We start from the raw sequence: 11,869 nt of genomic DNA, 5'->3' as shown, positions 1-11,869 counted from the left end.
ACGTGCGACAAGTCGTATTGGATACAGAGACAACCGGTCTGGAGCCATCTCAAGGCCATAAGATTATTGAGATTGGTTGTGTGGAAATGGTGAACCGTAAATTAACGGGCCGACATTACCATCAATATATCAAGCCTATGCGTGAAATTGATGAAGGTGCCATTGAGGTGCACGGTATCACCAATGAAATGTTGGCAGATAAACCGGTGTTTGCTCAAATTGCGCAAGAGTTTTTAACGTTTATTGGCGATGCAGAACTCGTTATTCATAATGCTCCCTTTGATGTGGGCTTTTTGAATCATGAGCTAAAACAGATGAATCAAAATTTGGCCACTATCGAAGCGCGTTGTGGGATTTTAGATACCCTGGTCTATGCACGCCGAAAACATCCGGGGCAGAAAAATAACCTCGATGCTTTGTGTAAGCGGTACGGTGCGGACAACTCTCAGAGAGACCTGCATGGGGCTCTGCTGGATGCGGAAATTCTAGCTGACGTTTATTTGCTAATGACCGGTGGCCAAACTAATTTGGCATTAAATGCGAACCAAGTAGAGGGAAGTGATAGCGGTGAGAGTGGCGATACAATTATGCGCATGGACAATGCCCGCCGTACTTTAAAGGTCATACGTGCCAGCGATGAAGAGCTGGCACTGCATGAGTCTAAATTAGCCACCGTAGACAAAGCTTCCGGTGGCAACTGTGTATGGTTAAAACCCTAGGGTTTTAACCGGCTAGTTGAAAGACGGCAATAAAGCCTACTATCCCTAATACAAAGGTATAAGGCAGAGCCATTATTACCATGCGGCCGTATGAGAGCCTAATAAGTGGGGCTAAAGCGGAGGTTAAAAGGAATAAAAAAGCCGCTTGTCCGTTGGGGGTTGCAACACTTGGCAAGTTGGTACCGGTGTTAATGGCAACTGCTAGCAAGTCGAAGTGCTCGCGACTAATCTCGCCAGCCTCTAGAGCACTTTTAACTTCAGTAATATATACGGTAGCGACAAACACGTTGTCACTGATCATAGATAAAATACCATTTGCTGCAAAAAACATCGGCCCTTGTATATTCTGATCCAATGACAGCAGCGCATGGGTAATAGGCTGGAATAGATGTTGGTCGTGAATGACGGCAACAATAGCGAAAAACACAACAAGCAATGCCGTAAAGGGGAGCGCTTCTTCAAATGCGTGGCCGATACGGTGTTCATCAATAATACCGTTGAACGCTGTTAAGAAGACAATAATAGCAAGCCCAATGAGACCGACTTCAGCTACGTGAGTCGCGAGAGCGAGAACCAACAACAGGGCGCCTACTGCTTGAACAATAAGCTCCACCTTTTCTTTCGTGGTTCGTTTAGCCGATTCTTCCTGATCAAAGTCCATTAATATTTTTCGTACGCTCTCGGGTAATTTTGCACCGTAACCCAGCACACCAAGCTTTTCGACAAGCGCGCAAGTCATAAGGCCTGCAACCAAGGCTGGCATGGATACAGGGGCCATAACTTTGAAAAACTCGATGAAATCCCATCCCGCTTGCTGGGCAATTAGTAGGTTTTGGGGCTCACCAACCAACGTGCAAACGCCGCCTAATGCGGTACCTATGGCGCCGTGCATCACGAGACTGCGTAAGAAGGCCCTGAAGGTTTCGAGATCCTCACGATGGTGATCGTGAACATCCCCATCGTGAGAGTGGTCGTGATTACCTGTTTTATGCCCCCCAGATGCGTATCGATGATAAACAGCGTAAAACCCTACCGAGACGGCTATGAGTACGGCGGTCACGGTTAACGCATCAAGGAAGGCGGAAAGAACTGCTGAGACCACCGAAAAGAGTAGCGATAACAGTATTTTGGAGCGTATACCTAGCAATATTTTTGTGAAGACAAAAAGTAGAAGGCTCTTCATAAAGTAGATGCCTGCCACCATAAACATCAGCAGTAATATTACTTCAAAGTTAGCTTCGGTTTCATGAAAAACACTCTCTGGAGAGGTCATTCCAATCGCAACAGCTTCTATTGCAAGTAGGCCGCCCGGCTGAAGGGGGTAGCACTTAAGCGCCATAGCCAGTGTAAAAATAAACTCGAGGATGAGTACCCAACCCGCTATGAAAGGATCGAAAGCGAAGAGAAAGGGGTTAATTACGAGAAACGCTATGATTGTTTGCTTGTACCAGGTACCAGACTGACCGAGAAAATTGTCCGTTAGGGCGGCTAATGGGTTTTGTTGCATGGCGTGAATTCCTTAAATATCACAAAAATAAGGCTGATGCTGACTTTCTAACTTAACCCATTAAGAGTAGCTCATAGTATGAACGCCATTGGGAGAGTGCTAAAGGGCCAGAATAGAGGTTGTTTACTTGCGACGACTGCCCCGCTTGCGCAATGATAATATTGATTTTACATGTCCAAGCGGGCCGGTAAAATGACGGAGTTTTACTTAAAAATCAACATTTATCAGAGACTTACTGTTTGGCGTTGGGCGAATATTGATCGCCCAGTATAGAATTTGGTCCCTTAGGCGCCTTGGTTGATGTTGTGGCGTCGTTTGCAGTGTCGTACGTGTTAAGCAAGGCAATGTGACTAGATCGAGATTTTCTATTAAGGTAATTGGGTAACTCTCAGAAAATTAAAGACTTTTTAACATTAGCCATTATACTTAACTGAATTATACATCCGTATTCCGGCAAGAACCCACCCCTAGCGAGGACGTCGTATAGTGAACTCATCAACTGATGCCGTTAATTTTCAATCACTTAAATTAGTGCGTGATGAATTAGTGGCCACCATTGACGACTCGGCACGTAATTTAGAAAATTTCGTAGGGCAGCAGCAAAATAGTGAATCGTTGCAAAACTGCATAGATGGCATTCGTCAGATAGTCGGCATTTTGCGGTTAATTCAATTTCGTGGGGCTTGTTTGCTAGCCGAAGAGCTGCTGGTAACCGCTACGGATATATCCCCGGGCAATTCAGGTGCCGAATATGACAGGCGCCTAGAAGTTATATCGAATACGTTTTTTGTGCTAACGCGTTACCTAGAATACATTCAGCAAGTTGAGCGAAAAATTCCTGTTTTGCTTATTCCTCAAATTAATGAACTCCGAAAAGTTCGGTTTGAACCGGCGCTTACCGAGTGTCATTTTTTTCATGTCGATTTAAGCCAAACACCGGTAATGCCGGCTTTCGAGCCTTTAGATCTGCAAGGAAGCGCGTTTGATCAGGTGGTGTCGAGACTGCGCCAAATGTATCAAATAGGGCTTCTGGGGTTGATGCGTGAAAAACAGGTTAAAAACTCTTATGCCATGATGCGCCGAGCGATGATCCGAATGCAGCGTTTGTCTGGCAGTAGCCATGCTTTGACACAACTTTGGTGGATGTCGAATCTCGTGCTCGATGCTATGCAAACGGAGAATATGTCATTGCTCGAAACGCGGAAAATGTTGTTTGGTCGAATTGATCGCGTACTAAGGCAAGTTCAGCAAAATGGAGAGGGCGCTCTTAATGCCTCTCCCCCTAGGGCTTTGCTGAAAGAGTTGGTTTATTTATTAGCGCTCTCGGGTAAAGACTCGGATGATATCCGTAATATTCGGTCGAAATATGATATTGAAAATTTCGACTACAAAGATACTGATTTATCGAATGAGCGTGATGCTCTTCATGGCCCCAGTGCGCACACGGTTATGTCCCTTGCAAAAGTGCTACAGGGCGAGCTCTCAAATACGAAAAAGGTGCTTGAAAGTGCTGCGCAAAGCAGTACCCAAAAAATTGATGATCTCGACGAGTTTTTGGGTAACTTGCAAAAAATTGCGGAAATCTTATCGATAGTTGGGCTTGTCTCGCCCAGCAATATCTTAAAAGATGAAATAAAGCGCATTCATTTGTGGAAACTAGAAGAAAATGGCCCTGAGCTCAGCGAGCTTTCAGATGTTGCCAGCACCATGTTGTACTTAGATAGTGCGGTAGCCTCCCTTGAAAATGCCAAACTCTCCGATGCAAAATTGGCCGAGGCGAACAAACTCGCGCAAACAGAAATTATTGCCTCAAACGAGCTGTCAGAGGCAGGCCGAATTGTAATAGAAGAGTGCGAAGCGGGCTTATCCCTCACCAAGCGCGCATTAACGTCGTATGCGGATTCTAATTTTGATAGTGGCCATATACGTAACATTGCGAAAACGTTAAACACTGTGCGTGGCGGAATGATAATGCTCAAGAAGGATCGCGCGGCTGAAATTCTTTCAAAGTGCGTTGATTTTGTTGATGGGGTTTTGATGGATCAAGATCGACCAGCGGCGCTAAAAGAATTGCTCGAAACCTTCGCCGATGCGGTGGTGGCGGTTGAATATTATTTGGATTCTGCTAACGCCTCTTTAGAGATGGATGAGTCTGTACTCAAAATTGCAGAAGAAAGCCTCGAAACTCTCGGTTTAGCTGTTTATGGAGAGGACTAGTCACTCAAAGGGCAATGGGGATGAGACACCTATTCGTATTATCGTTGTTTTAGACGGCGAACGACTATTGGTAGAAGCGGGGTCATGTGAATACCTTTTATCCCGTTCGCAACTACCGTCAGGCTTTCTGTGTGAGGCCCTCCACTTTAAACTCACACCTTCGTTAACGCTTTACCTGTGCTCAACGGCGTCTTTGGCATGCGATCAATTGGAATGGCGTAGCCTCCGAAGTTGTCTGGGTAATATCGATCAGGCGGCGTTTCAAGTGGCGAGTCGAGCGGTTCAAACGAGCCGATGGCTTATCGAGCATCAATACTGCGGCAAGTGCGGCGGTAAAACGGTGTTAGCCGACGATGAACCTAGCCTAGATTGCCAGCAATGCCAATTAAATTTTTACCCTCGAATATCACCTTGTGTCATTGGTTTAATTATCCGTGGAAATCATTGCTTACTCGCAAGAGGAGATAGGCTCCCAGAGGGAATGTTTAGTACACTGGCGGGGTTTATTGAGGTGGGGGAAAATGCAGAGCAGGCTTTTGCCCGTGAAGTGGAGGAAGAGGTTGGGCTTGTCGTACATAACCTTCGGTATGCAGGCTCTCAAGCTTGGCCTTTTCCTGGGCAGTTAATGTTTGGTTTTATTGCCGAGCATAAGGCTGGCGATATACGTATTGACGAAAAAGAAATTTTAGAGGCCGACTGGTTCCATTACAGTGATCTTCCCCTTATTCCTCCGGAGAGTACGATTTCCGGGCAATTAATAAGGCGGTTTGTAAAAGATAAAACGAACCAAGCGGTCAGCTAATAGGAGCGAGCATGTTATACAGCGGATTCGTAAGCCTCATTATAGTGATATCACTAGTGGCGATTTATTTTGGCTTGAAAATGGTGGGGAAAGGCCGCTGGATTATTGCGTGGATGCGGGGCAGTGTAGGCTTAGGTTTACTCGCACTAGCTGTATTTATGGTGCTAGTTAGCTTGGATCTGTTAAGTTACAAACAACTTTTGAGTGAAAAAACGTTAGGTACAATCAGCTTTAGTCAGAATGATACTCAAGATTACACTGCAACCTTAACGTTGATCCATGAGGGGTCTGAAAACAGCGTTGTAATTTATGGAGATCAATGGCAAATCGATGCTCGAGTGATAGCTTGGACGGGTTTTCTTAAGGGAATGGGGGCGAAGCCTGGGTACCGTTTAGACCGCCTTAGTGGGCGGTATTATTCACTTGAGGATGAACACCGAAAAAAACGTAGTGTTCATCAGCTATCAGAAAATCAGTATTGGATAGATAGTTGGAGTTGGTTGCAAAATAGTGGAGGTTTTGTCCCTCTTATTGATGCCAGCTATGGCAGTGCGACTTACCTCCCGATGGAGGACGGGGCTTTCTATCAGATATCGCTGAGTGCGAGTGGCCTAGTTGCCAGACCTATGAATGATGTCGCAACTCGAGCGGTTGAGCGTTGGCGTTAAATTATTAAACTACGAATTGGAGTGGGATTTTGGAATTTTTATTTGAATATGGCATGTTTTTAGCCAAGAGCATAACGTTAGTTGTGGCTATAGTGGCTATTGTTGTTGTAGTCGCGGCGTCCAGCATGAAGTCGCAGGGCCAAGGTAAAGGTCATATAGAAGTGACTATGTTAAACGAAAAGTTTGACGATATTGTTGAAGGTATAAAGTCTGTAGTGTTGGATGAGTCAGACCTTAAGCTGGAAGAAAAAAAGCGTAAAGCTGATGCGAAGTTGGAAAAGAAAGTCGCGAAAGAAAAACTAAAAGCGGCTAAAAAATCAAAAAAGGAGCCCGTTGAAAGTGATAATACAGTTGTAGCCGAAGTCGCCAAAAAGCGCGTGTTTGTAACGGAGTTCGATGGTGATATAAAAGCATCGGCAACAGAAGAGCTAAGAAAAATTGTAACGGCAATACTAGCGCTTGCCACAGAAAACGATGAAGTCGTCGTGAAATTGGAAAGTCAAGGTGGCATGGTGCACAGCTACGGTTTGGCTTCTAGCCAATTAACGCGTATCACTGATAAAAATATTCCTCTCACTATTTGCGTTGATAAGGTAGCCGCGAGTGGCGGCTATATGATGGCATGCGTGGCGAATAAAATTATTAGTGCTCCCTTCGCTATAATTGGCTCGATTGGCGTTGTGGCACAGCTACCTAACTTTCATCGTTTACTTAAAAAGAATGATATTGATTACGAAATGCTGACGGCGGGCGAGTACAAGCGTACGCTCACTATGTTTGGTGAAATTTCCGATAAGGGTCGTAAGAAATTCGTAGAAGATTTAGAAGACACCCATGTATTGTTTAAAGAGTTTATCCATGAAAATCGCAAAGCGGTGGATGTAGATGAAGTCTCTACGGGTGAAATTTGGTTTGGGTCGCGAGCGTTGGCTAAGAATTTGGTTGATGAAATTCAGACGTCTGATCAATATTTAATGGATGCATGCTCGGAAGCGGACGTGTTTGAAATTAACTATATAGAAAAGAAAACGTTGCCTGAGAAACTTGGTTTAAGTGTGGCGGTGGCCTTTGATAGTGTAGTGAACAAAACACTGACCAAACTGAACAACAAAATAATGAGTTAGTCCCGCCGAAGTTTGTCAGCAACGGCAATCGGGTTGGGGAAATTGAAGATAACGATATAGCTCGATATTAGAAAGCTAAATATCGCTGCACTTTGAATGAGAAGTGATGCTTTTTCCCCAATCAATCCTGTGCTCAAGGCAACAAATACTATCAACAGTGAAAACTCACTGATCTGCCCCAGCCTAAAGCCTATGTCCCACGCGAGCGCGGGTTTTTCACTTTGCTGCCTGAGTAAACCATAAAACACTAAAGGCTTGGCCGCTAACATAGCGATAGCGTACACGCTTGCAGCAAAAAGCACTTGTGGCAGTAGTTCAATGTTTAGCCTTGCGCCTAAGCTGAAAAAGAACAAAACTAAAAAGAAATCGCGTAGAGGCTTAAGGTTAAGGGCAATGTATTGCGCAATTGGGCTGGTTGCTATTGAGATACCCGCAATAAACGCCCCAATTTCGGCTGAAAGATTTAATAGCTCCGCTAGCTCCGCTAAACCCAAGCACCAGCCTATGGCGACAAGAAAAATATATTCGTGAAAGCGATCAAATTTAGTGATTAATTTGATTAGTATAAATTTTACAAATAGAAAGGCGCAAAGCACTAATACAGGAAGGGCTGCGACAGCAAAGCCGAGCAACTTGAAGTCTAGCTCACCGTTTTTACCGCTTAGAAGAATCATCAAACAAAAAATTGCGATAAAGTCTTGAAGCAATAGTAAGCCGATCATTAGTTCGCCGGTGTGCTTGTGGTGCAATACCGTTGTTGGTAGGAGTTTTATGCCAATAATGGTGCTGGAGAACATTGAGGCCATACCAATAACGACCGACTCCATTAGGGTAAAATCAAATAAAAGCCCAATACCTATACCGATTAACGCAAACACAGCACTACTGATAATGGCGATATGAGTGGCGCTTTTTAAAACAGCCAGCAGGGCGCGTGGCTGCATATCCAAGCCAAGCAAGAAAAGTAAAAATATAATGCCAATCTCTGCCATTTCCGCAATGTGAGAGATATCTTCAATAACAGAGAAGCCGAAAGGGCCGAGTGCGACACCTAACGCGATGTACGCAACTAAAAGAGGTTGGCGGGTATAAAGTGCAACTGAGGCGAGAACCGCTGCGCCGCAAAAAATGGCAAAAAAAGCGCTAAATATTCCGCCTTCCATAAGTCAGTTGCTTTTTGTTCGTTAGGGGAGTGGGGCACTGATATTCATCAGCCGTAGGGTGTATTCATACCCTATTAGTCTAGCACTGAAGTGGTGGTAGTGTTGAGTGGAATATTGCAGAGGAGTACTGAAAAAGAAGGAGGAGGAATATACGCGCCTTTGTTCGTAAAGAAAACGAAGGCGCGTGAAAAGGCGTTAGCTTCTACGTCTAAAGAGAGGCTGAGGCTCGTCTATACCTGCCTGATACCTAACGGAGAAATCAGCTAAGCATTCTTGCGCGGTATTGGTGCTAATGTCGTCATTTACAGCGAAACTTGAAATGCCGCATCGACTTAAGAAAAACATTTGGTCGGCAATAAAATTGCCAACGGCTCGCAAATCGCCTTTGAATTCATGAAGCTCTCGAATGGTGCGTGCGAGAGAAAAACCGCGTCCATCGGTGAACGCTGGAAACTCGATACCTATTAGAGAGGCATGTTGAAGTGCAATCTCTAAGTGTGGGCTTGAGAGGTCAAAATCGGTACTGATCCACGGTGAGCAGTTTGCAAGCTCGGCACTTTTCTTTTCCACAAACGTCAAATAGTCGCTTAGCGGTATGAGCCATTGGCCCGAAGCAAGGTTTGCGCCTACAACTTCCTCTGAGGTTAATGTGACCCACGGGTTCTCCGTGACCTCCCCATTTTTAATTAGCTTTGGCATATACGCGCTCCTTGAATGAATCTATTCCGACACGGCGATACGTCGATGAAAAGGCTTCGCCCTCGATTCGTTGCTCAACGAATACATCGATTAGCTTGCGAATAACGCTTGGCATTTGGTCGCGAGAAAAAGACGGGCCTAGTACTTTACCGAGTGCAGCATCATTTTTTGAATTTCCGCCCAGCTGTACTTGGTAGAATTCGAGGCCTTTTTTATCAACACCTAACACGCCTATATCGCCAATATGATGGTGGCCGCAGGCGTTCATACAGCCTGATATATTAAGGGCGAGGTCGCCTAGGTCGTAGAGGTAGTCAAGGTCGTCGAACTCACGTTGAATAGCCTCGGCAACAGGAATAGATTTAGCGTTCGCTAACGAACAGAAATCGCCGCCAGGGCAGCAGATCATGTCGGTAAGCGTGCCAATATTAGGCGTTGCAAAACCTGATATTTTAAGTTCAGCCCAAAGGTTTTGAAGCTCTTGAGTTTTTACATCGGCTAGTACAACGTTCTGGTCGTGCGTTGTGCGAATTTCACCAAACGAATAACGGTCGGCAAGGTCTGCTATAGCCTCTAGCTGAGTATCAGTAACGTCGCCTGGTGCTACCCCTGTGGGTTTCAGTGATAAAGTTACAGCGTTGTAACCGGGCTTTGTGTGGCCTGTGACGTTTCGGTTAATCCAATTGGAAAATGCTTTGTTGTTGGCCGTTTGCTCTGAAAGCAACGCTTGGCTCTCGTCAGCATCGAAAATAGCGTATTCCGGTGCAGTAAAGAAACTTTTAGCGCGATTAATCTCTTTATCAGTAAGAAGCGTTTGGCTGTCTTGTATGAGTTTCCACTCTTGCTCAACCATGCTGGCAAAGGTTTCTACACCTTTTGCTTTCACCAATATTTTGATGCGCGCCTTGTACTTATTGTCGCGGCGGCCATGTAGGTTATAGACCCGTAATATTGCTTCTAGATAGGTTAACAGATCTTGTTCCGGTAAAAATTCACGGACGATACTGCCAATCACCGGTGTTCGGCCGAGTCCACCGCCGACGAGAACGGTGAAGCCGATTGCGCCATTTTCCTGTTTGACTAGTTGTAAGCCGATATCGTGAAAATGGATAGCTGCGCGATCTTCTTCAGTGCCTGAAACAGCAATTTTAAATTTACGTGGCAAGAAGGCAAATTCTGGGTGGAATGTAGACCATTGACGAATAATCTCGCAATAGGGGCGAGGGTCAATAATTTCATCTTGTGCCACACCAGCGAATTGGTCAGAAGTCACATTGCGAATACAGTTACCGCTTGTTTGAACCGCGTGCATTTCAACGTCTGCAAGCTCAGCCAGAATATCGGGCACTTGTTCAAGCTGCGGCCAGTTTAGCTGTATATTCTGACGCGTAGTGAAGTGGCAATAGCCTTTATCGTAAAGCCGCGTGATATGGGCAACTTTACGTAACTGCTTGGAATTAAGCATGCCGTAAGGCACTGCAATTCGAAGCATTGGCGCTAGTCGCTGAATATAAAGTCCATTTTGTAAGCGTAGCGGGAGAAATTCTTCTTCTTTTAGTTCACCAGCCAAAAAACGGTCTGTTTGACCTCTAAACTGGGCTACGCGCTCACGGATGATTTTATGGTCATGTTCGTCGTAAACGTACATTGAATAGCATTACCTGATTATCGGGTTATAGTGGTAAAGACGTATTACCGTTATACACGTAAATTTAGAGAGGGCTTGTATACCCATTATCTACGTGGTTAAAACGTAAATACTGCCAATAAAAAAGAGCGCAAGGATACAGGATTTGATCGTCGCCTGCGAGCCTCTGGAAAGATAGGATGGTGCGTGTGCTTCTGGTTGACCAGAAAATAGTCAATAGTCGACTGGATGCGGGTCGGTTTAGGGGCTTAAAGTAGGGATAATCAGTTAAATGGCACTTTTATTTAGAACTAATGGTGATAATTCTTCAAAGGGTCTTGCCAATTTGCCCCACTTACGCTTGAATAGAGCTTCGTTGAACAGTTCTTATATGTGAATCATGTTCGTTTTATAAATCGTACTCTACATGAGAATAACAAGGGGGAGTCGGTGGAAGATGACATTCAAATGATGGAAACAGGTGACAGTGTTGCAGATGCTGTAGCTGCAGTTGCGTTGATTTTGATCTTCGTTACTACTTGCGTATTCTGGATTAGCGGACAATAAGTTTTAGCCCATACAGGATGAGTCCTACCGTGTTGTACGCTATAAGTGTTGGCTTGGTATGGAAAGGCTAAAAAGGCCCTGCTCTTTGAGTGGGGCCTTTTTTTATGTAAGCGTTATGCGTGATAGGTTGGAGTTAAACAACCATAGCAACGATAAAAACAAGCGTCATCATAAAGCATAGGGTAAAAATTACGCCTGCTGCGATATAGGGAACAATGCTTTTTTGGGCGAAATCGGCTTCTCTATTTTTGTTGCTCTGCACACCAAATGCAGCCGCAAATGCCGTTAGCATCAATCTTAAAAAACTAAGCTTCCGAGGCTGCTCCGTGGCTGTGGGTTCTGATTGTTTTTCGGGGTTGCTGGACATAGAAAAAGCTGCGCACGTTTAAATTGAAGCGCTCATAGTGCCAGAGATTACCTCAAACCCCAATTTCTATTGTGTAAAACTTACGTAATGCAGCCCCTGCTGTGTAGAGGTGGCGTTTGCTTTCGCCAACATCTTTTTTGCTACGGTATAGAGTTTATTCGCTTCCTTTAATTCACTAAAACAGTTTTTACGCGCCTTGTCTTTTGTGTCTGAGCAGGTAGTGCGCAACGATTTGTATTCATTAATCACGGCTAGCGCTTGCTCTTGGGTCATCATATGAGAGTTGGCATCACGACCATAAGAAAGTGGGCTTACACTAATTAAAATCGAGAGGATGACGTGACAGGTTGCCGTTTTAAGAGGGTACATGAGCAATGATTCCAGTTAGTTACTTCTACAAAATAGGTTA

Annotated in this window: 11 protein-coding genes; 5 read left to right on the top strand and 6 right to left on the bottom strand. The window is 44.8% G+C overall.

All coding sequences use genetic code 11. The features are described from left to right. Nucleotides 1-2: 2 nt before the first annotated feature. Entirely contained in the window at nucleotides 3-719 is a 717-nt protein-coding gene (gene dnaQ, locus H5647_RS14900; protein WP_045859681.1) for a DNA polymerase III subunit epsilon, read from the top strand. Between the two features lie 4 nt (nucleotides 720-723). On the opposite strand, the gene nhaB is transcribed toward dnaQ, so the two are convergent. After that, nucleotides 724-2,226 carry a sodium/proton antiporter NhaB gene (nhaB, locus tag H5647_RS14895; protein WP_045859680.1) on the bottom strand — a complete coding sequence of 501 codons (1,503 nt, stop codon included), beginning with the start codon at nucleotides 2,224-2,226 and terminating at the stop codon, nucleotides 724-726. Nucleotides 2,227-2,712: 486 nt separating this feature from the next. Here nhaB and H5647_RS14890 point away from each other — a divergent pair, with 486 nt between their 5' ends. From H5647_RS14890 to sohB, 4 genes are read left to right on the top strand one after another with little or no spacing between them, the layout of a single operon-like run. Continuing rightward, the gene (locus tag H5647_RS14890) at nucleotides 2,713-4,443 is read left to right on the top strand and encodes a hypothetical protein (protein ID WP_045859679.1); all 1,731 of its coding nucleotides are present in this window, start codon (nucleotides 2,713-2,715) and stop codon (nucleotides 4,441-4,443) included. Beyond that, nucleotides 4,430-5,245, top strand: a complete 816-nt coding sequence (gene nudC / locus H5647_RS14885) for an NAD(+) diphosphatase (protein WP_052692093.1) — start codon at nucleotides 4,430-4,432, stop codon at nucleotides 5,243-5,245. Before H5647_RS14890 ends, nudC begins: the two co-directional genes overlap by 14 nt. Before the next feature lie 11 nt (nucleotides 5,246-5,256). Then, nucleotides 5,257-5,913, top strand: coding sequence for a hypothetical protein (locus H5647_RS14880; protein WP_045859678.1), 657 nt, complete (start codon nucleotides 5,257-5,259; stop codon nucleotides 5,911-5,913). Between the two features lie 29 nt (nucleotides 5,914-5,942). Then, nucleotides 5,943-7,037, top strand: coding sequence for a protease SohB (gene sohB, locus H5647_RS14875; RefSeq protein ID WP_045859677.1), 1,095 nt, complete (start codon nucleotides 5,943-5,945; stop codon nucleotides 7,035-7,037). Here sohB and H5647_RS14870 read toward each other — a convergent pair. From H5647_RS14870 to H5647_RS14850, 5 genes are all read right to left on the bottom strand, one after another. Next, entirely contained in the window at nucleotides 7,034-8,200 is a 1,167-nt protein-coding gene (locus tag H5647_RS14870; protein WP_045859676.1) for a cation:proton antiporter domain-containing protein, read from the bottom strand. The two genes, sohB and H5647_RS14870, sit on opposite strands and share 4 nt — an antisense overlap. A gap of 195 nt (nucleotides 8,201-8,395) precedes the next feature. Continuing rightward, nucleotides 8,396-8,899: a DUF934 domain-containing protein gene (locus H5647_RS14865; protein ID WP_045859675.1), complete on the bottom strand. Its 504-nt coding sequence runs from the start codon at nucleotides 8,897-8,899 to the stop codon at nucleotides 8,396-8,398. Continuing rightward, complete coding sequence (locus tag H5647_RS14860) at nucleotides 8,883-10,547, bottom strand: nitrite/sulfite reductase (protein WP_045859672.1); 1,665 nt, start codon at nucleotides 10,545-10,547, stop codon at nucleotides 8,883-8,885. Before H5647_RS14860 ends, H5647_RS14865 begins: the two co-directional genes overlap by 17 nt. Nucleotides 10,548-11,226: 679 nt before the next feature. Further along, nucleotides 11,227-11,460 carry a DUF2970 domain-containing protein gene (locus tag H5647_RS14855; RefSeq protein WP_045859668.1) on the bottom strand — a complete coding sequence of 78 codons (234 nt, stop codon included), beginning with the start codon at nucleotides 11,458-11,460 and terminating at the stop codon, nucleotides 11,227-11,229. A 66-nt stretch (nucleotides 11,461-11,526) separates the two neighbouring features. Beyond that, nucleotides 11,527-11,829: a hypothetical protein gene (locus tag H5647_RS14850; protein ID WP_045859666.1), complete on the bottom strand. Its 303-nt coding sequence runs from the start codon at nucleotides 11,827-11,829 to the stop codon at nucleotides 11,527-11,529. Between the last annotated feature and the right edge of the window lie 40 nt (nucleotides 11,830-11,869).

This window comes from Teredinibacter purpureus (assembly GCF_014217335.1).
In the GTDB taxonomy this organism is placed as follows: Bacteria; Pseudomonadota; Gammaproteobacteria; order Pseudomonadales; family Cellvibrionaceae; genus Teredinibacter; species Teredinibacter purpureus.
The sequence above is the reverse complement of the archived record's forward strand: the minus strand, read 5'-3'. Positions and strand labels throughout refer to the sequence as shown.